Consider the following 18,458-nt stretch of genomic DNA (forward strand, 5'->3'; position numbering starts at 1 on the left):
TACCTGTTGCTGACTGGTGGACTCTCCTTCACGTAAAAAACTATTTTCCTGTTTTAACATCTTTAAAATAGCATTTAAATTTTTAATGTTAGGATTTAAAGGACAGCCATGAAATGAAAACAAATTATATAAGTAATTGTATCTGGAAAGCATATTGTTCCAAATAAAACGAGCATTTCCAATATTTTGATTCAATACCTGTGTCATGTTTTTATCTGGAAGAATCTCCACTTTTAAACCTTTATTAACAGCATTAACCATAAAAAAAATAACTCCTTCATTATTTTTTTTAAACTAGAATTTCTTTTTTTTTAGAAACTAATATTTTTCACTAAAAAAAAAATACATGTATATTATTTAATTAAAATAACCTATATAAACAAAACCAAAGAGAGCATCTGAAAAGTAATCTCAAAATACAAAAATTAAATGGTAAAAACTTTTAGAGAAGTACTATAATATATTGGAGATATTTTGGTTTTATTTATTATATGTTCCCAAAGTTTTCCGGAAATTCTAATTTTAATTCATTGATGATGTCTTCAATAAGGATTTCTTTTAGGCTTTTATTTTCACACTCAAAGTTACCAAAGCATCCCTGTGTATCTTCACATAAATAATTTTTGTGTACTTTTATATAGTCATCAAGAGGTGTGTCAATTAATTTGGAATATTCCTGAGTATATTTGATGAATAGTTCTTCTAAATTCAAATTGTCATCCCAAATTCCATCATAGCGTCTAATGTTGATGCGTGATTTATCATCATTTTCGTCAAATTCATTTTTAATTTCATAAATTAAATCTTTGGCTTTAGCGATTTCCATATCTTTAACTTCTTTGTCATTATTTATTGAGTCGTTGCCATAATATAATTTTTGAGCATCGCTAAGATATTTACCATAACCTCCATTTCTTAAATAAAATAATGAATGTTTGACTGGTGGGAGAGATTTAATTTCATCATTAATTCTTTTATCGAATGGTTTTAATGCATGCATTATCACTAATTCTGTTATTGAAACGCGTCCAATGTAATCTACAAGTTCAGGGTATTCACCTAATGTTAATCTATTGATGTCGTCAGGATTTGGTTTCCAACCTAATTGTTGACCCCTAAAACAAATAAAAAAAGTTCTGTCTGCATCAATATGTCTTAAATCTTCAAGAATAATTTCATTATTTCTGGATTTTTTTTTCACAGAATAGGCAACGTCCTGATATTTGATGTTAATGTTATGTTTTTGGCAAATTTTTACTAATTCCGGATAAATTTCTTTAATGAAATAGTAATATTCACCAATCATATCATAAAAAGTACTATTAATCATTATAGTTACATCTTTTGTATGCATTAAAATAACCTCTATTTTGTTATTTTAAACAAGATATTATAAAAATTTTTGTATTAAATGTAAATTATTTATGTTCCTTTTTAACATTTTTTAAATGTACCAACTTAGATTACTTTTGAATATAGTAACCTTAATATTGATGAAAAAGATAGTATTAATTGGATTTAATTTTTATAATTATGTGAGGAAATGATATTATGGTAGAAACTTATGTTTTTGGACATAAAAGTCCTGATAGTGATACAATAACATCAAGTATTGTTATGGCTAATTTAGAAAATGAATTGGGCAATACTGATGCTAAAGCTTATAGATTAGGTAATATTAACAAGGAAACTGAATTTATTTTAAATTATTTGGGAATTGAAGCTCCTGAACTTTTAGAATCAGTTGATGATGGGGCAAATGTAATTTTGGTGGATCACAATTCCCCTTCAGAATCAGTTGACAATATTGAAAATGCGAATATCTTAAAAGTTGTTGACCATCATAAGTTAGCACTGGAAACATCTTATCCTTTGTTTTTAAGATTTGAACCGGTAGGATGTACTGAAACCATTTTATGCAAGTTATATGAAGAAAATAATGTTGAAATTTCTAAAGAGATTGCTACATTGATGTTGTCTGCAATTATCTCAGACACTTTACTTTTAAAATCTCCTACAACAACTGAAGATGATAAGTTTGCTGTTGAAAAACTTGCAAAAATTGCTGAAGTTGACGCAGAAGAATATGGTTTGGAAATGCTTAAGGCAGGTACTGATTTAAGTAGTTTTTCAATTGAAGAAATCCTAGCTTTAGATGCTAAGCAGATTGATTTTAAAGATGTGAAATCCATTGTTAATCAAGTAAATACTGCAGATATTTCAGATGTAATGTCCATGAAGGATGAACTTGAAGAAGGAATCAATAAAATAATTGAGGATGAAAATTTGGATTTATTCATGCTTTTAATTACTGATATAGTCAATAGTAATTCTCAGGTAATTGCTTTAGGTAAGGATGCTAGTTTAGTTGAAAAGGCTTATGGAATTACATTAGAAGATAACACTGTTTTATTGGAGGGTGTTGTTTCACGTAAAAAACAAGTAGTGCCAATAATGACTGAAAACGCATAAATATATTTTTAGGTTTAACTAAAAAAGGTTCTTTTTCATGGTTTTTCATAAATGTTTATAAATGATAATTGAAAAAGTATTAATTAGATGTATTTAAAATACATCTCTAATCAATCCATTTTTGGATATTAAATTAGACGGGAAGCATAATTATAAATACTCTATGCATTTTTGCATAACAAAAATTAGAAACTAACACTTAATTATGCTTTCAATTTTTTATACTTTTTTTGAAATATTAGGTGTTAAAATGAAAACACTGGAATGGGAAGATAATAAATTAAAACTTATTGATCAAAGAAAACTTCCTGATGAGTTAACTTATGTTTACTGTGAGGATTATCAGGATGTTATTGAAGCAATTAAAAATATGACTGTACGTGGCGCTCCTGCTATTGGGGTATCAGCAGCATTTGGAATGGCATTGGCAGATATTGGTGGTATTGACCTGAATAAAGCTGCAAAAGAAATTAAAGCTGCAAGACCAACTGCCGTTAATTTATTTTGGGCAGTTGATAGGGTACTCAACAGCGAAGATGCTTTATCTGAAGCGCTAAAAATGTATGAAGAAGACATGGCAACAAACCGGGCTATCGGAAAATATGGTGCTGAAGTAATAAATGATGGTGACACTGTTTTAACTCATTGCAATGCAGGGGCTTTGGCTTGTGTTGACTATGGTACTGCCCTTGGTGTTTTTAGAGCAGCACGAGATGCAGGTAAAAATATTAATGTGATTTGTGATGAAACACGTCCCCGTGGACAGGGTGCAAGCTTAAGTGTTTGGGAAATGCAACAGGAAAATATTCCTGTAAAATTAATTCCGGATGTTGCATCAGGATATTTGATGTCGCAAGGAAAAATTGATAAAGTTGTCATAGGAGCAGATAGGATTGCAAAAGGGGGCGTTGTAAATAAGGTAGGTTCATTTATGGTTGCACTTGCTGCAAAACATCATAATATTCCATTTTATGTGGCAGCACCATACTCTACATTTGATAATGATATTGATATTTATGATACCATTATTGAAGAAAGGGATGGTGATGAAGTAAGATATTATGGTGGTGCAAGAATTTGTCCTGAAGGAACTGAAGTAATCAATCCTGCATTCGATATCACCCCTAAAGAATTAATCACAGGTATCATAACAGAAAGAGGAATAATTGATCCGATTTAACTAAAGTTTTGGTGAATTCAATTACTAGGTAGTAAAATTGAATGATTTTTCACAAAAATTATTTAAACAAACAAATATAAACTATATTTAACATTTAATAAAATTTGAAGTCTAATCAAAAATTTTTAATAGAAATTACTTCAAACATTTTATTAATTATATGGTAGGAAGAGATAATATGGAGATAAAAAGTCATAAAGCTAATAATTATCCTCCTTTAATTAAAGATTTAGTTAAAGAATTATTAAAGGATGATTTTGTACATTTTAAGATATTGTGTGCTAATGAGGTTCATCATTTTAACAAAGAGGATGACTCTATCATTGAGTTTGAAGAAACATATGTTAAAGAAACTAGTGACAATGGGGATATGTTATACATTCCGTATCCGGATATTTTCAGAGTTAAATTATATAGGGATATGGAACAATATCTTGAAGACGAAAAGAAATTAAATCCGTTTAATGTTGATGATGATTGGACTGGTAATAGAATCCAGTTCTAATTCATTCTATTTTTTTAAAAACATATTTTTATTTAAGATTAATTATAAATTAGTAATCAATGCTTTTAGATAATTTGAAAAATCTATTTAACTCAAAAAATAAAAAACCTCATCTGCTGATTGTTGGTGTTGATTTAAAGTTCATTACTCCTGCAATTAAATATCTGGAAAAATATTATGAAATTAAAATTGATGAATGGGGTTGGAATAGGAATCAGAAAGCTTCTAAAAAATCAATTGATTTTTTGAAATGGGCAGACATTATTTTGTGTGAATGGATGGAATATTATGTGCCGTGGTATTCACAAAATGTCTCTGATGGTCAAAAATTATTTATTAGAGCTCATAGGTATGAGATTACGTTGGAATATGGTCATTTAATAAATTATGACAATGTTTGCGGAATAATAACTATAAATTATTTTTTACTTGAAATTTTTTCTAATGTATTCAAAATCCCTCGGGAGAAGATGTTTGTTTTGAATAACATTGTTGAAACTTCAATTTATTCCGGTTTAAAAGATAATGATTATACTAAGCACATTGCTCTTGTAGGTTATGCTCCAAGTTATAAAGGATATTTTAAAGCTTTAAACATTCTGAAAAAATTAAGGGAGTATGACGATTTTAAATTATGTCTTTTTGGGAAAGATTATAGTGAAATGCATTGGAGGGATAATGATGACCAAATTGCTTATTTTAATCAATGTGATAAGTTTATTCAGGAAAATGATCTTGAAACTCATATTATTGATAATGGATGGGTCAACCGTGAAGAGATGTTTCAAAATATTGGATATGTATTGTCCTTAAGTGATATTGAAGGCTCTCATTTATCTCCAACTGAAGCTTTTGCAGATTCAACCATAAGCCTATTAATAAACTGGCCTGGTGTGGAATATGTTTATCCAAAAGAGGTTATTTTTAAAGATATTGATGATATTGTTAATTATATTTTAGACACTTATCTGGATGATGATAAGTATTCTAATAGGGTATCAAAGCTAAAAAATTATTGTATAGATGAATTTGGAGAAAAATATTTTGTTAATGGTTTAAAGGCGATTTTTGACACTGACTTGAATAATGAGGGTAATACTGTCATTAGTTTTAAAAATCCTATTTTTAAAAATGCTGTTTTGATAAATGATGAAAATGAAATTTCCAGAATCCTTGATAATAATGAAGGAGATTTGTCACTGGTTATTTCTGAAAAAATTGATAATTCCAGAATAAAAAATATTTATCAGGAATTTGCATCTGAAAATATTCATGTTTACTCTCAGAATTTTTTTGATAATTTGGAGGAGGCGTATGAATTTATAGATTTGTGCAATGAGATTCACGACAGTGATGTGTCATTAAGTTAACTGTTAATTTTTCCATCTATCGCCATATGCCATTCGCCAGGGGAAGTTGATTTGACTTTTCTGCAATTAATGATTTCCGCTTGCTTTCCCGCTTTTGAACATGCATTTTCTAATCGTTTTATTCCAGTTTCATATGAATCAGAAAACTCATAATAATTAATTATTCCACCATCTTCAATTAAATCAACACTAACATCAAGGAAAGTATATGCAAGACCTGGAAGATTCATTATTATTCTATCAAATTTTGTTTTAAATGATTCGCTAACTTCGCGAACATCTCCGCAGTATGTTGTGATATTGCCTTTTAACTTATTTAATTTAATATTTTCATCTAAATATTTAATCGCATATTTATTTATGTCAACTGCAGTTATGTCCACATTTTTATTTTTAGCAATAACGATTGGATAAGGGCCTATTCCACAGAACATATCCAATATTCTTTCACCATCATTAACACTTTCCATCACACGCTTTCTTTCAGTTGCAAGTCTTGGTGAAAAATAAACTTGACGAACATCTAGTTTTAAACGGGCGCCATGTTCCTTATGAATGGTTATAGAATCATCGACTCCAGATAGGAATTCCAAATCGCGCACTCTTGTTGTGCCTTTTATTGCACTTTTTTTCATGTAAATCGCTTTTCTTTTTGTAAATTCAAGTGCCGCATCACCAATGATTTGCTTTTTGGATTCCAAGTTTTCAGGAATTTCCAATATTACGACATCTCCAATAGTGTCAAATGAGGTTCTTAAGTTTTCTATTTCATCATGGGTTAACTCATCTTCAAGCAATTCAGAAAAATTGTGTGGAACTTTTTTCATAGGTTCCAATTCAATATCTACAATCGTATAATCATCAATATCTTCAGTTATGGGAATATATCCAAAATCATCGCATGCTTTTATTCTATATTCCATGCTCATTAATCCTTTTTCCATTAAATTTATACGTGTATCATTTAATTGTTTTAATGGAACTTTTACACATTTCATAAAATTTATTATGTTTAAATTATTATATAATGTATATGTTTTATTTAGTGGGTTTAGGATTATTTGATGAAAAAGACATATCTCTTAAAGGATTGGAATGTTTAAAAAATGTTGATAAAATTTATGCCGAATTTTTCACATCAAGGTTATTCGGTTCTAGTTTTGAAGCTATTGAAGAGTTGATAGGTCAAAAAATTGAAGTTTTGGTAAGAAATGAAGTTGAAGAAGAACATAAGTTTATAGATGAAGCTAAAACTCAGGATATAGCTTTAATTACTGGAGGAGATCCTTTAATTGCAACAACTCATAGTGATTTTTTAGTTCAATGCTCTAAAAAAGGAATTGATTTTGAAGTGATTCATGGCTCATCGATTCTATCTTCAGCACCGGCCATTTCCGGTCTTCAGGGTTATAAATTTGGAAAAGTCACTACAATTCCATTTCCCGATTATAATTTTTATCCGAAATCTCCTTATGAGGCAATTGAGGAAAATCTTAAAAATGATTTGCATACTCTGGTTTTGTTAGATATTCAGGCACATAAAGACAGATATATGACTGTTAATCAGGGTTTGGAATATCTGTTGAATATTCATGAAGATTTGGATCGTGAGGGTTTAATTACTCCTGATACACTTGCTATGGGTATTGCTCGTGTTGGTTCAAGTGATGTTGTTGTTAAGGCAGGAAAAATCTCTGAATTAATTGATTTTGACTTTGGAGGTCCTCTTCATTGTATTGTCGTTCCGGCCAAACTTCACATTGTTGAAGCTGAATACTTGGTCGAAATTGCCGGAGCAGATTCCAAAATACTTGATGATGTTTAGGTTTAAAAATTAAAGGGGGAGTTGGGAAGTAGGTGTTTTTCTACTTCCTATGAACATATTCTATCATTTTGGAGATTATAAAATGTTTGACTGATGTTCATCAAGACATGAAATTCATTTCACATCGTTTATTAGTTATATTTTTATTATATATAAAAGTTTTTATTTGATTTTTCAGAATTTTATTTTAATTTTTATACATTGTTTAATTATTTTTTTCATAAAATCATGTTTTTTTGTAATTTTTAATTAAAATTTAATTTTATTTCTATTTTTTGATAATATTATTAAACAATTTTATTTCTTTTATTTTTGATTTTCTTTTTACCGAAGTTAGTCTATTTTAAAAGATAATCAATGATTTTAATTGTAGTATGCATATTTTTATGATTGATTGTGGAGTAATCATTTCCAGTAGACATGAATGAATGATTATGTCGATATTATATTTATTAATCTTTAAAACAAATTAATTATTAATGAAATATGAAAAAACAATGGGTTTTTATGAATCGAACAGATTGGGGGATATCCTATTCATTTTCCATAAAAACCATAAAAAATATCTCAATGATGAACTTTTAAAATATGATTTGAGTCTAATTCAAGCTTTATGTATCCTGATGATTCATGAGGGTCATGAATTAAATCAGAATGATTTAGTTCAGGGATTATATTTAACAAAAGGTGCAATAACCAAGGCGGTTAAGAAATTGGAAAACTGCGGTTGGATAACTCGTGAAAAATCATCTAAAGACCGGAGACATTATCTATTAAAACTAACTGAAAAAGGTGAAAAATTTATTCCTGTTCTGTATGAAATTAACAGTGAGTGGGAAACAAAAATGGGACTCAGTGAGTTAAATCCTGAATTTATGGAAATTTTTAATGAGCTGACTTTAAAAGCAATTGATTTGAATTTAAAAAAAGAATAAAAAAGGATTTTTAATATTCGTAAAATCCTTTTCCTGCGTTAATACCAGTTTCACCTTTATCGATTTTTTCTTTAAGCATTTTAGCTATTTTTCCAGGGGTAGTTTCCGGATCTTGTGCTTCAGGTTTCATGATAACAATATTGTATGCTGTGGTGAGTCCTACAATATCTAAAATGTGGAATGGTCCTGCAGGTGCTCCAGTAGCCAACATCCATGTCTTATCAATTGTTTCATGGTCTGCAACATCATTTGCAAGCAATGCCTGACCCGCATTTAGGAACGGAACTAAAAGTGAGTTTAATATGTATCCTGGTTGCTCTTTTTTAAGCTTTAAAGGAATCATATTAATGTCTTCAGCGAATTTAACTACTTTATCGTAGTATTCTTGTTCAGTTCCGGGGTGTCCCATTACTTCAGCAGTATTGTTTGCCCAAATGGTGTTTGCAAAGTGAAGTGAAAGGTATTTTTCAGGTCTTCCAGTATATTCTGCAAACATGGATGGCAATAATGTTGAAGAGTTGGTTACTAGTATGGTTTTTTCATCCATATACTTTGCAAGTTCAGTGTAAAATGCAATTTTCTGTTCTGGATTTTCAGCAATAGCTTCGATGATTAGGTCTGCATCTTTTGCAGCTTCTTCATAACTTGTTGTTAATGTCAGGCTGTCGTATGCATCCTGTGCTTTTTGTTTTAACTCATCGAGTTCTTCTTCACTTAAATCGGTTTTTGTAGCTAGTCCTCTGCAGTAAGCACTTGCGTCGGTTTTCATCGCTTCAAGAGTGTCAACATAGATGTTTTTAAATCTTTCAAGTTTAGGTTTAGCTCTTTCAATTGATCCTTCACTTCTAAGCCAGATTGTAACATCAAATCCACAGTAAGCACTTTGAAGGGCAATTTGACTTCCAAGTACTCCTCCTCCAGCTACTACAACTTTTTTTATGCTCATTTTTATACACCTCATGTAAACTAAATTAGTTTACTTGTATACTATTTTGGCTTTGATTACTTAAATATATTAAGGTTTAAATTTCAAAATATAAATGATGGGAAGTGAAAATGTATTAAATAATTTACTTGAAAGGAATAATGCTCTAAAATCAGTTTTAATTAATCATCAATTAAAATCCAACATTTATCCATTTAATTATGTTGAAAAATATTTACTGAGGATTTTGTTTGAATATAAAAAACATGAATCCATTTGTAAAGCTGCATTAAATCTGAATATGGATTTGAATGTTGTCATGAATTGTTATATTCAAGGTCAAATGGGCAATCCGAAATTCAGAGGCTTTTTCTTAGCAATTAATGAATTAAACAATGGATGTAATATTGAAGTTGCTCAAAATGATTCTCAATTAATTGAAAATCATGAAATCGCCGAAGGGAATTATAAAATCTCTGAATATGGTGATGGATGGAGCTATACGACATATATTGATGGCAAAAAGGTATTTATAATTTCTGATGAGTTGGAAGGGTTAAAAAATAAAGTTAAAACCAAACATCTTCCTTTGGATTAGGTGATGTTGATGAAATGGAAGTTAAAGAAGTTTGATGAATTATCAACAGATGAATTGTATGGGATACTAAAATTGCGTGCTGAAGTATTTGTTGTTGAACAGAATTGTCCTTATCAGGATTTGGATGATAAGGATAAGTGTTCATATCATTTGTTTTTGGAAGATGGTGGGGAGGTTATTGCTGTTTCAAGAATCATTCCTGAAAATGTTTCCTATGATGAAATGTCAATTGGAAGAGTTGTCGTTAAAAAGACTTACCGAGGACAAGGTATTTCAAAAACCATGATGAAAAATGCTATAAAATTTATTATTGAAGAGTTGAAAAAAGATAAAATCCGACTTTCAGGGCAAGCTTATCTAATCGATTTTTATAGCAATTTGGGATTTAAGAAAGTTTCTGATGTCTATTTGGAAGATGGTATTGAACATTTTGAATTTTTGTATGAAGTTTGATTTTAATGTATCTAATCAATGTTCAAATTTCATTTTTAATTTCATTCGTTTTAATTAATTATTTTTTTCTTGATTTTAATTCCTTAAAATCTTTAAAACAATGTCATATAAATATGGTTGTTGTGGGGAAATTTCAATATTTCTAAAAACTTATTAAAATGACCTGAGAGAAGACTAATACATTTATAAACTAGTTTAAACAATTTAATTATATGACTCAAAACAGACGTGTTACAATTAGCATCAATAATGACATTGACTTGAACTTTCGCAAATTGGCTTCAAATAAAATGTTGTTCAAAACAGGTTGGTACTCTAAAGCAATTGAAGAAGCAATGTTATTATGGATGGAAAAAGAAGCTAGATAGTAAAATTATTTTCTTCTTTTTTTATTTTTTTAACTGAAAATAATGATTAACTATTTAACTAAAAACTAATCAAACTTATAAATATAGAGTGGTGTCAATAATGGAAAGTGATGAATTTAGAACAGTACGGGTGTATACTAAAAAGTATACCAGTAAAGACAAAGATGGTAACTCTGTTGAAAAAGAATCCAAACAAAAGCAGGTCAGTCTTAAAAAAGAGGATCCTTTTGAAGATGATGATTTGGTAAAAGTATTATCTCAGGAAGATTATCAAAAATTAATTGACAATCAGTTTTCCGATGAAAGACTTGATGAATTTTATCATATTATTGAAGCTAAAGATGCTGAAATTAAGGAATTGGAAGCTCAAATACAGACATTAAAGTCTTCATTTTTTGAAGATGTCGATTCTCTTAAAGATGAAGTCAACTATAAAGATGAACTTTTAAAAGCTAAAGATGAAATTCATGAGTTAAATAAAGAAAACAAACAAATCAATGATGAAAGAGTAGCTATTTTTAAAGAATTGGATTACAAAAATAAGATGATTTTAGCTTATAATGTGGAACTCAATAAATCTATTTTAAATGCAATTAATGTTGTCATTGATGAAGCTAGGGACAATATCAATAGAAGGAATGCATTGCTTATATCTGATTTGAACAAATCTGTAGAAAAAGCTAAACATGATGTGAATGAGAAGAATAAAGCTATTGCATATGATATAAAAAGTACAGTTGAAGATATGAATGAGCAGATTAGAAATACAAGCACTCTTAAAATGATATTAAACAAAAAGAAAATTAACTTAAGAGTACCTACTGATGATTTGCTTAAACCATTTGATTTTGACTTTGATGTCAATCATTTGCTTTCAGGTCAGGCATTGGAACTTGATGCTGCAGAAATTTTAAAAGAAGTGATGCCAAAACTTCCAGAACCATTCTCCAAATACATTGACACATTGGAAGAGGCTCCTGAAACAATTGATGTTTCAACAAAGGATGAGGAATAATTCATGAAAACATTCAACACAGGTAAAATCACTTTCGAATACCCTGACTTTTGGGAGGTTGAAAAAGCAGACATTCTTTCAAATCCAGATTGTATAGCTACTTTGTCTAAAGGTCAGGATAATTTAATCAATGCAGTAATGTTTCCAACAGCAACCAATTTAGATGATTATAAAATATTCATGGAAGATGCCATTTCTGATGACGGTGGAGTTATATTAGCATCTGATTTTGTAAAAATAGCGGATATGGATGCAATCAAACTTCATGCCAATATGGACACTCCTGAAATTAATTTTGACATCCACACTTATGTTTTCATTGAACAAAAAAATATTTATATTTTTGAATTAAGAACTTTAGACATTTCCGGTGAGTCTGAAGGAGAATTCAAAAACATTATCGATTCATTTAAAATTTTAGAATAGCTGAGTGTATTCAAGCAGATAATCCATTTGGGTTCTGTCTAAAATTTTTAATGTGGAAATGTTTTGAGGGGTTGTGCCGGACCTTTCTTCCACAAGATTTCTCAATGATTTATTTTTCATGTGTGCATGGATTTCTTTGATTACGAATTCCATATTTTCAATATTTTTGTTTTCCAATTCCTTTTGAGAAATATTTTCATAAATTTTATAGGTATTTAAATCATAGGCTTTTGTTGGTGTTTGAAGCACATTCAAATGACTGTAATAGTTGGCGCTATCTGTTAAAAATCCGTCAATTCCCATATAGGTTAATATAGGCATAAATGATATTTCTGTAAATGGAAAAATAAAATAACTGCTTTTTTCAGCTTCTTTTTTAAGTGAAACTATTATTTCAACGAGTTCTTTTGGATTTGTTAGTAATGCGTCTCCATTTGCTATGATAAATCCATTGTATCCAATTTTTTCTAGGTTCTTTAAACAATTTACTCGCAAATCGATGTATTTTGAACCTTGTATGACTGCAACATCACATTTTTCCACATTTTCTTTTGCAAGTCTTAAGGTTTCTTTTACATTGAATTCAGCGATTTCACGGTCAACATTATGTGCGGATCCCTGATTTGGTGCAATTTTTAATTCATTTTTGTCGAATAATTTTGGTGTTATTTCATCATTTATTTTACCTATTCTTCCGGGTCCGTCATGTGATTTTATTTCAAATTTTTTTCTCATTTGCTTCTTCCTTTTTTGTTCTTATTTAAATATAGATTTTTTAGGTTTATATAAATTTTTCATTTTGTGTAATCTTTATGATTACACTTATCAAAAATTTAGTAAGCTTTATATATGGTCTTTTAAAGAATATTAGTATGGATTTGAGGAAATAATCTGATGATAATCCGAGGTGTGTTTTCAATGTCTATAATAAATCGTCTTAAATCCTTGTTTAAAGGTGACAATGAAGAAAGTGGCATCAATACTGATGTATCAAACACATCTGATGATGTCCAAGTTACATCTTCAAAAAATGTAAGTGTTACTGTTTCTGATGAAGAAAAAGAGACTGAACCATTGGAAGAAGAAGTTTCTGTTGATTCTGAAGACAGTACTGAGGATTTAACTTCTGAAGAAGACATCGAACCTTCAAAAGATCAAGTTGAAGAAACTACTGAAGAAGTTTTAGAAACTAGTGATGATTCATCTGAAGAAATTGTGGAAGAAGTTGAAGTGGCAGAAGAAGTTTCTGTTGAAGCTGAAACTGTAGAAGATGAAGAAATTGAAGAAGATGTTGAGGAAGTTGAACAAGATTTAAAAAATAAAGATACAGAGAGAGATAAAATGACTTTATTGACTGATAAAGAATTATTAAATGATAGTAACCGTGACCCAGATTTCACTGCTGAATTTATTGATGCAGGTATTGAAACTGTAAAACACTGTTTCCAATGTGGTACCTGTAGTGGTAGTTGTCCATCTGGAAGAAGAACTCCTTACAAAGTAAGACAAATTGTCAGAAAATGTTTATTAGGATTAAAAGAAGAAGTAATTTCTGACGACGCTTTATGGATGTGTACTACTTGTTACACTTGTCAAGAAAGATGTCTCAGAAGCGTTAAAATTGTAGAAATTATCAAAAAAGCACGTAATATTGCTGCACATGCAGGTTACATGGCAAAACCTCACAAAATGACTGGTGTATTCGTAATTAATACTGGTCACGCAGTACCTATTAACGATGCTGCTAAAGCTTTAAGAACCAAAATTGGTCTTCCTGAAGTACCACCTACAACTCACGCTTATCCTGAAGCATTAGAAGAAGTACAAAAATTATGTAAAATTACCGCATTTGATGAATTAATCGGTTACGATGAAGCAACCGGCGGATTAAAAGAATAGATTTATGAGGAGAGTTATAATATGGAAATCGCATATTTCTTAGGTTGTATTATGAACAACCGTTACCCTGGTGTTGAAAAAGCTACCAGAAAATTATTTGAAGCATTAGATATTGAATTAAAAGATATGGAAGGAGCATCCTGTTGTCCTGCTCCTGGTGTATTCGGATCTTTTGATGAAGAAACCTGGGCTACTATCGCAGCACGTAACTTAACTCTTGCTGAAGATATGGGTGCTGACATCATGACCGAATGTAATGGATGTTTCGGTTCATTATTCGAATGTAATCATATTTTAAAAGAAGACGCTGAAAAAAGAGAAAAAATTAACGCTAACTTAGCAGAAATTGGTAGAGAATACAAAGGAACTACTAATGTAAAACACTTTGCTCAAATTTTAAAAGATGATGTAGGATTTGAAAAATTAGCAAGCATTATTGAAAAACCATTAGACTTAAATGTTGCTGTACACTATGGTTGCCACTTCTTAAAACCTACTAAAACTATTGGTATCGAAGATCAAGCTGAAAACCCATCTATTTTAGATGAACTTGTAGAAATCACTGGTGCTAAATCTGTTGATTACAAAGACAAAATGATGTGCTGTGGTGCAGGTGGAGGTTTAAGAGCAAGAGATTTAGATGTAACTACTAGTTTCACTAAAGAAAAACTCGACCACATGACTGAAGCAGGTGTAGATGCAATTGTTAACGTATGTCCTTTCTGTCACATGCAATTTGACCAAGGTCAAACTGAAGTAAACGAAAGATACGGAACTGATTTTGCTTTACCAGTATTCCACTTAGCTCAATTATACGGATTAGCTATGGGATTATCTGCTGATGAATTAACTTTCGATGCTCAAAAAATTGACGCAACTCCTGCTATTAAAAAAGCATTAGGAGAAAACGCTGAATAAGTTTAAGGATTAATTTCCTTATCTTTTTTATTTTTTTAGGCACTGAAAACACAGTTCGGAGTAGTTATCTTTTCAGATAACTATTTTTTTTATAAATCTTTTTTTTGTTTGTATTGATACGAATAATTCGTAATCATGTTTATATACTAGTAATTAAATAAAGTAAACTGATATAAATATAAGAGGTGTAATTATGTTTGTAGCAACATTAGATGGTATATTTAAATATTCAGACCTTCCAGAAGAATATGAACGTTATGTTCAGTTTAAAGCAACTATTGATAAAAGAGAAATTAAACCTAATGATGAAATTGCAATTTTAAACATTGCAGGTACTACTACTCATCATGTATTATTCTTAGATTCTTACAAAAGCACTAGTGAAATTGAAAATGAATTAAAAGACGCTGATGCAAAAATCAATCATACTACTTTAAAAATCTTAGGTGGACATTTATGAGTTTGCCATCTGAACAAAATTGGTTAGTTCTTAATAATCTATTAAAAGATTTAACTAAAAGGGGACATGAAATCCCTTCTGGAATTAACCCTGAGATGGGATTAATTAGGTCTTCAATTAGTTCATATCATAGAGATCCTACCCATCCAGAATTGATTAATGGTTTGGCAAAAGCAGAAATGTCTTTAAATAATATTCAAGGGACTCTTTTAACAATAGCGGAAGAAAAAGAAGGCGAAGAGTATGCTGATTATTGGCTTGACTTATTAAAGCAGGTCATGCAAGGTAAAAAAGTATTTGAGTTTGCAGATTCTCGATCAAAATTTTTAGTAAATGCACCTCCAGGTTTGACAACTGGTAGGATTAACTTAAAAGTGCCTTTAGCTGAAGAAAGAGTTCAAGAAATTGCAGAGTGGCACGGACTTATCATAGAATTTAATGATGATGTGACTGTTGAATTACATGGTGATAAAGAAGATCTCAAAATTGGACTAAAAGAAATGGGATCATTCTTTTTAGAACAATGATTAAAGGTGGTAATATGGTTAAAATATTAGCTATTAGTGATGTTCATGGAGAAGAAAATGAAAATCTATATACCTATTTAAATAATAATGATGTGGATTTGGTTTTAATTTTAGGGGATATTACTGATTTCGGACCTCTTGAATTTGTTGAAACTTTTATTAATAAAGTAGCAGATTGCGGAGTGGACGTAATTGCAATTCCAGGTAATTGTGACCCTAATGGAATTTGTAATGCAATTAATGATGTTTCCTTCTGTCTTCATAATAATATTATCGCATATGGTGATGCTATATTATTTGGTTTTGGTGGATCTAATCCGACCCCATTTGATACACCTGGTGAAATGGATGATGATAAGATATATAGGCAAGTTTATGATTTATTAGCTAATTATGATTATGTTTATAATTCTGATGTGCCTAAAGTAAAAATCTTAGTTACTCATGCACCTCCATTCAATACTGCAGCAGATAGAGTTGAAAATGGAGAACATGTAGGCAGTCCGGGAATTTTAAAATCCATTCACGAATTTGAACCTCAAATCAATTTATGTGGACATATTCACGAAGCAAAATCTTTAAGTAAAATTGGAAAAACTACTGATGTGGCAAACCCTGGAATGCTTAAAGACAATGGTGCTGTTTTAATTGATGTTAAAGACGGCTCAAATTATGATATAGATATTATTTCATTAGAATAATTTCAATTATTCTCTATTTTTTTCTATTTTTGTTTATTTTTGTTCAAAATCAAATAACAACTTTTATTTAATATTAATTTTAGATAATTATTTAGTAATTTTAAATGTGATATTATGATTTGGGTTACTGGTGATGTAGATGGCAAAATGTATAAAGAGCCCTTTTCTAAAGGAATCATGTCCCGTTCTCTTAATGTAGCAGATATCGGAACAGAAAGGGCATATGATATTGCTAGTGATATTGAAGCTGATTTGATTAGGAGCAATGTTACTGAAATTTCAAATTCAGATTTGGCTGATGTTGTTTTGAATCATTTAGGGAATATTGATCCTAAAATTGCTGTAAAATATCAACATTGGCGATCTTTAAGAACATCCAAAAAACCTTTAATCATATTAATTGGAGGAGCTTCTGGTGTAGGAACTTCTTCTATGGCATTCGAACTTGCAAACAGATTAAGATTAAAAAATCTTATTAGTACAGATATGATTCGTGAAGTAATGCGGAAAATAGTCTCAAAAGAGTTAAGTCCAGTTATTCACAAATCTAGTTTTGATGCTTATGAAAGTATACGAACACCTTCTATTAGAATAGATTCTGTTATTGAGGGATTTATCAGTCATGTTGATGTTGTAAATGTAGGTATTGAAGCAATTATTGAGCGTTCGGTTAAAGAAGGAATAAGTACAATTATCGAGGGGGTCCATGTGGTCCCGGGATTCATCAGAAGGGATTTGATGGAAAACAATAATATTATTATTTTCACTTTGACTGTTGATGATGAAGAAGCCCATAAGCAAAGATTCTATTCAAGATGCAGACAACCATGGGTAAAAAGGTCACTTGAAAGGTATATGGAAAATTTTGGAACAATTAGAAAAACTCAAAGATTTTTAGTTGAACAGGCAAAAATTCACGATACTCGTATAATTAATAATGTGGAAATTAACGAGACCATAGATATTATGGTAGAGGATATTCTTGAAAAATTTGGTGGTATAAACAATGTTGAACAAGAAAGTTAAAGACATCATGACTACTGAAATAATAACAACTACTTCAGACATTGATGTTGTAAATGCATTTGAAAAATTAATGGAATATAAAATTAGTTCTCTTCCAGTTGTTGAGGACGGAAAATTGATTGGAATTATAACTGCAACTGATGTTGGACATAATTTGATTCTAGATAAGTATGAATTAGGCACTAGTGTTGAAGAAATTATGATTACTTCAGTTGTCACTATTTCTCCTGATGACACTCTTGAAACTGCTATTAAAGTTATGAAAGAGGGTACTTCATCTTCAGGTATTCTAAATCAACTTCCTGTTGTTGATGGGGAAGAATTAGTTGGAATTATTTCTGATGGAGATATTATTCAGGAAATATTTTAATATTTCATTATTTTTTACTTTTTTTTTAAAATTTAAGTTTTTTTAGGCAGTTACTGTAAAAATTTATTTTTTCTAGAATAAGTTTTATAATTATTTTTTTTAAGTTTTAACTGGTTAACTGTCAATTTTTCACTAACATTTATATAATATTAAAATCAAATATATTGTTTGGCTAGACTGGAGGGTTAGGGGTCCTCTGTAAGCACACACCCCCTTTGGTGCAGTTGAAGTTCAAAAGGCGGCTTTTTAAGAGAATATAAGCCTATTAAAAACAACATAGAAACCTCGTCCTGCAGGATTGGTGGTGATGAAGTTTTTACTGGAGGGTAAAGACTAGTCATCTCTAATATGGGAATGGGTCAGGCCCGGAAGGGAGCAGCTCTACTGTTAACATTCAATGCTTGTAGAATCCCGGGGTGGAGTTGGGTTTTCTAGATCACTTGTATTTTTGAGATTAGTCCACTTTTGAACATGCCATTTAATGA

At 30.2% G+C, this 18,458-nt stretch carries 23 protein-coding genes and 1 other RNA gene; 19 read left to right on the top strand and 5 right to left on the bottom strand.

The window, feature by feature from the left end; all coding sequences use genetic code 11:
* Together IJ258_RS03505 and IJ258_RS03510 are read right to left on the bottom strand one after the other, a co-directional pair.
* The coding region (locus tag IJ258_RS03505) for a helix-turn-helix domain-containing protein (RefSeq protein ID WP_292802993.1) at window positions 1-261 on the bottom strand (261 nt) is incomplete at its 3' end.
* A 226-nt stretch (window positions 262-487) separates the two neighbouring features.
* Complete coding sequence (locus IJ258_RS03510) at window positions 488-1,354, bottom strand: hypothetical protein (protein ID WP_292802996.1); 867 nt, start codon at window positions 1,352-1,354, stop codon at window positions 488-490.
* Window positions 1,355-1,551: 197 nt separating this feature from the next.
* Here IJ258_RS03510 and IJ258_RS03515 point away from each other — a divergent pair, with 197 nt between their 5' ends.
* From IJ258_RS03515 to IJ258_RS03530, 4 genes are all read left to right on the top strand, one after another.
* Window positions 1,552-2,472, top strand: a complete 921-nt coding sequence (locus tag IJ258_RS03515) for a manganese-dependent inorganic pyrophosphatase (RefSeq protein WP_292802999.1) — start codon at window positions 1,552-1,554, stop codon at window positions 2,470-2,472.
* Between the two features lie 250 nt (window positions 2,473-2,722).
* The gene (gene mtnA / locus IJ258_RS03520; protein ID WP_292803002.1) at window positions 2,723-3,652 is read left to right on the top strand and encodes an S-methyl-5-thioribose-1-phosphate isomerase; all 930 of its coding nucleotides are present in this window, start codon (window positions 2,723-2,725) and stop codon (window positions 3,650-3,652) included.
* A gap of 178 nt (window positions 3,653-3,830) precedes the next feature.
* On the top strand, window positions 3,831-4,157 hold the full coding sequence (locus IJ258_RS03525; RefSeq protein WP_292803005.1) for a hypothetical protein: 327 nt from the start codon (window positions 3,831-3,833) through the stop codon (window positions 4,155-4,157).
* Window positions 4,158-4,216: 59 nt separating this feature from the next.
* Entirely contained in the window at window positions 4,217-5,527 is a 1,311-nt protein-coding gene (locus IJ258_RS03530) for a hypothetical protein (protein WP_292803008.1), read from the top strand.
* On the opposite strand, the gene IJ258_RS03535 is transcribed toward IJ258_RS03530, so the two are convergent.
* Window positions 5,524-6,525 (bottom strand): class I SAM-dependent methyltransferase family protein, encoded by a 1,002-nt coding sequence (locus IJ258_RS03535; RefSeq protein WP_292803011.1) that lies wholly within the window; start codon window positions 6,523-6,525, stop codon window positions 5,524-5,526. The genes IJ258_RS03530 and IJ258_RS03535 overlap by 4 nt on opposite strands.
* Window positions 6,526-6,560: 35 nt before the next feature.
* On the opposite strand from IJ258_RS03535, the gene dph5 reads away from it, so the two are divergent.
* Together dph5 and IJ258_RS03545 are read left to right on the top strand one after the other, a co-directional pair.
* Complete coding sequence (gene dph5, locus IJ258_RS03540) at window positions 6,561-7,352, top strand: diphthine synthase (RefSeq protein ID WP_292803013.1); 792 nt, start codon at window positions 6,561-6,563, stop codon at window positions 7,350-7,352.
* Between the two features lie 479 nt (window positions 7,353-7,831).
* On the top strand, window positions 7,832-8,287 hold the full coding sequence (locus IJ258_RS03545) for a MarR family winged helix-turn-helix transcriptional regulator (protein WP_292803015.1): 456 nt from the start codon (window positions 7,832-7,834) through the stop codon (window positions 8,285-8,287).
* Window positions 8,288-8,297: 10 nt separating this feature from the next.
* On the opposite strand, the gene IJ258_RS03550 is transcribed toward IJ258_RS03545, so the two are convergent.
* Window positions 8,298-9,233: a 3-hydroxyacyl-CoA dehydrogenase gene (locus IJ258_RS03550; RefSeq protein WP_292803017.1), complete on the bottom strand. Its 936-nt coding sequence runs from the start codon at window positions 9,231-9,233 to the stop codon at window positions 8,298-8,300.
* Between the two features lie 226 nt (window positions 9,234-9,459).
* On the opposite strand from IJ258_RS03550, the gene IJ258_RS03555 reads away from it, so the two are divergent.
* The 5 genes from IJ258_RS03555 to IJ258_RS03575 all read left to right on the top strand — a co-directional run bounded on the left by IJ258_RS03555 (window position 9,460) and on the right by IJ258_RS03575 (window position 12,072).
* On the top strand, window positions 9,460-9,810 hold the full coding sequence (locus IJ258_RS03555; protein ID WP_292803020.1) for a hypothetical protein: 351 nt from the start codon (window positions 9,460-9,462) through the stop codon (window positions 9,808-9,810).
* 9 nt (window positions 9,811-9,819) lie between these two features.
* Window positions 9,820-10,263, top strand: a complete 444-nt coding sequence (locus tag IJ258_RS03560) for a GNAT family N-acetyltransferase (protein WP_292803023.1) — start codon at window positions 9,820-9,822, stop codon at window positions 10,261-10,263.
* A 212-nt stretch (window positions 10,264-10,475) separates the two neighbouring features.
* Entirely contained in the window at window positions 10,476-10,631 is a 156-nt protein-coding gene (locus IJ258_RS03565) for a hypothetical protein (RefSeq protein WP_292803027.1), read from the top strand.
* A gap of 100 nt (window positions 10,632-10,731) precedes the next feature.
* Entirely contained in the window at window positions 10,732-11,646 is a 915-nt protein-coding gene (locus IJ258_RS03570) for a hypothetical protein (protein WP_292803030.1), read from the top strand.
* Window positions 11,647-11,649: 3 nt separating this feature from the next.
* Window positions 11,650-12,072 carry a hypothetical protein gene (locus tag IJ258_RS03575; RefSeq protein ID WP_292803033.1) on the top strand — a complete coding sequence of 141 codons (423 nt, stop codon included), beginning with the start codon at window positions 11,650-11,652 and terminating at the stop codon, window positions 12,070-12,072.
* Here the strand turns inward: IJ258_RS03575 and IJ258_RS03580 are convergent.
* The gene (locus IJ258_RS03580) at window positions 12,064-12,807 is read right to left on the bottom strand and encodes an archaeosine tRNA-ribosyltransferase (RefSeq protein WP_292803036.1); all 744 of its coding nucleotides are present in this window, start codon (window positions 12,805-12,807) and stop codon (window positions 12,064-12,066) included. The two genes, IJ258_RS03575 and IJ258_RS03580, sit on opposite strands and share 9 nt — an antisense overlap.
* A gap of 183 nt (window positions 12,808-12,990) precedes the next feature.
* On the opposite strand from IJ258_RS03580, the gene hdrC reads away from it, so the two are divergent.
* From hdrC to ffs, 8 genes are all read left to right on the top strand, one after another.
* Window positions 12,991-13,971: a CoB--CoM heterodisulfide reductase subunit C gene (gene hdrC, locus IJ258_RS03585; protein ID WP_292803039.1), complete on the top strand. Its 981-nt coding sequence runs from the start codon at window positions 12,991-12,993 to the stop codon at window positions 13,969-13,971.
* Between the two features lie 21 nt (window positions 13,972-13,992).
* Window positions 13,993-14,889: a CoB--CoM heterodisulfide reductase subunit B gene (hdrB, locus tag IJ258_RS03590; RefSeq protein ID WP_292803042.1), complete on the top strand. Its 897-nt coding sequence runs from the start codon at window positions 13,993-13,995 to the stop codon at window positions 14,887-14,889.
* Between the two features lie 193 nt (window positions 14,890-15,082).
* Window positions 15,083-15,349, top strand: coding sequence for a DUF749 domain-containing protein (locus IJ258_RS03595; RefSeq protein ID WP_292803045.1), 267 nt, complete (start codon window positions 15,083-15,085; stop codon window positions 15,347-15,349).
* Window positions 15,346-15,876 (top strand): DUF2096 domain-containing protein, encoded by a 531-nt coding sequence (locus tag IJ258_RS03600; protein ID WP_292803048.1) that lies wholly within the window; start codon window positions 15,346-15,348, stop codon window positions 15,874-15,876. Before IJ258_RS03595 ends, IJ258_RS03600 begins: the two co-directional genes overlap by 4 nt.
* Window positions 15,877-15,890: 14 nt before the next feature.
* Window positions 15,891-16,577 carry a metallophosphoesterase gene (locus IJ258_RS03605; RefSeq protein ID WP_292803051.1) on the top strand — a complete coding sequence of 229 codons (687 nt, stop codon included), beginning with the start codon at window positions 15,891-15,893 and terminating at the stop codon, window positions 16,575-16,577.
* A gap of 114 nt (window positions 16,578-16,691) precedes the next feature.
* Complete coding sequence (locus IJ258_RS03610; RefSeq protein WP_292803054.1) at window positions 16,692-17,603, top strand: 2-phosphoglycerate kinase; 912 nt, start codon at window positions 16,692-16,694, stop codon at window positions 17,601-17,603.
* Window positions 17,584-17,973: a CBS domain-containing protein gene (locus IJ258_RS03615; RefSeq protein WP_292803057.1), complete on the top strand. Its 390-nt coding sequence runs from the start codon at window positions 17,584-17,586 to the stop codon at window positions 17,971-17,973. The genes IJ258_RS03610 and IJ258_RS03615 overlap by 20 nt, the downstream gene beginning before the upstream one ends.
* A gap of 165 nt (window positions 17,974-18,138) precedes the next feature.
* Window positions 18,139-18,454, top strand: an RNA gene (gene ffs / locus IJ258_RS03620) — signal recognition particle sRNA.
* Window positions 18,455-18,458 lie beyond the last annotated feature (4 nt).

The sequence above is a fragment of the Methanobrevibacter sp. genome, from assembly GCF_017468685.1.
GTDB lineage: Archaea > Methanobacteriota > Methanobacteria > Methanobacteriales > Methanobacteriaceae > Methanocatella.

Excerpts from the sequence above, each read along its gene's own strand:
- IJ258_RS03510 (WP_292802996.1), bottom strand. The coding sequence starts at position 1,354 with ATGCATACAAAAGATGTAACTATAATGATTAATAGTACTTTTTATGAT.
- IJ258_RS03515 (WP_292802999.1), top strand. The coding sequence starts at position 1,552 with ATGGTAGAAACTTATGTTTTTGGACATAAAAGTCCTGATAGTGATACA.
- mtnA (WP_292803002.1), top strand. The coding sequence starts at position 2,723 with ATGAAAACACTGGAATGGGAAGATAATAAATTAAAACTTATTGATCAA.
- IJ258_RS03525 (WP_292803005.1), top strand. The coding sequence starts at position 3,831 with ATGGAGATAAAAAGTCATAAAGCTAATAATTATCCTCCTTTAATTAAA.
- IJ258_RS03530 (WP_292803008.1), top strand. The coding sequence starts at position 4,217 with ATGCTTTTAGATAATTTGAAAAATCTATTTAACTCAAAAAATAAAAAA.
- IJ258_RS03535 (WP_292803011.1), bottom strand. The coding sequence starts at position 6,525 with ATGAAATGTGTAAAAGTTCCATTAAAACAATTAAATGATACACGTATA.
- dph5 (WP_292803013.1), top strand. The coding sequence starts at position 6,561 with ATGTTTTATTTAGTGGGTTTAGGATTATTTGATGAAAAAGACATATCT.
- IJ258_RS03545 (WP_292803015.1), top strand. The coding sequence starts at position 7,832 with ATGAAATATGAAAAAACAATGGGTTTTTATGAATCGAACAGATTGGGG.
- IJ258_RS03550 (WP_292803017.1), bottom strand. The coding sequence starts at position 9,233 with ATGAGCATAAAAAAAGTTGTAGTAGCTGGAGGAGGAGTACTTGGAAGT.
- IJ258_RS03560 (WP_292803023.1), top strand. The coding sequence starts at position 9,820 with ATGAAATGGAAGTTAAAGAAGTTTGATGAATTATCAACAGATGAATTG.
- IJ258_RS03565 (WP_292803027.1), top strand. The coding sequence starts at position 10,476 with ATGACTCAAAACAGACGTGTTACAATTAGCATCAATAATGACATTGAC.
- IJ258_RS03570 (WP_292803030.1), top strand. The coding sequence starts at position 10,732 with ATGGAAAGTGATGAATTTAGAACAGTACGGGTGTATACTAAAAAGTAT.
- IJ258_RS03575 (WP_292803033.1), top strand. The coding sequence starts at position 11,650 with ATGAAAACATTCAACACAGGTAAAATCACTTTCGAATACCCTGACTTT.
- IJ258_RS03580 (WP_292803036.1), bottom strand. The coding sequence starts at position 12,807 with ATGAGAAAAAAATTTGAAATAAAATCACATGACGGACCCGGAAGAATA.
- hdrC (WP_292803039.1), top strand. The coding sequence starts at position 12,991 with ATGTCTATAATAAATCGTCTTAAATCCTTGTTTAAAGGTGACAATGAA.
- hdrB (WP_292803042.1), top strand. The coding sequence starts at position 13,993 with ATGGAAATCGCATATTTCTTAGGTTGTATTATGAACAACCGTTACCCT.
- IJ258_RS03595 (WP_292803045.1), top strand. The coding sequence starts at position 15,083 with ATGTTTGTAGCAACATTAGATGGTATATTTAAATATTCAGACCTTCCA.
- IJ258_RS03600 (WP_292803048.1), top strand. The coding sequence starts at position 15,346 with ATGAGTTTGCCATCTGAACAAAATTGGTTAGTTCTTAATAATCTATTA.
- IJ258_RS03605 (WP_292803051.1), top strand. The coding sequence starts at position 15,891 with ATGGTTAAAATATTAGCTATTAGTGATGTTCATGGAGAAGAAAATGAA.
- IJ258_RS03610 (WP_292803054.1), top strand. The coding sequence starts at position 16,692 with ATGATTTGGGTTACTGGTGATGTAGATGGCAAAATGTATAAAGAGCCC.
- IJ258_RS03615 (WP_292803057.1), top strand. The coding sequence starts at position 17,584 with ATGTTGAACAAGAAAGTTAAAGACATCATGACTACTGAAATAATAACA.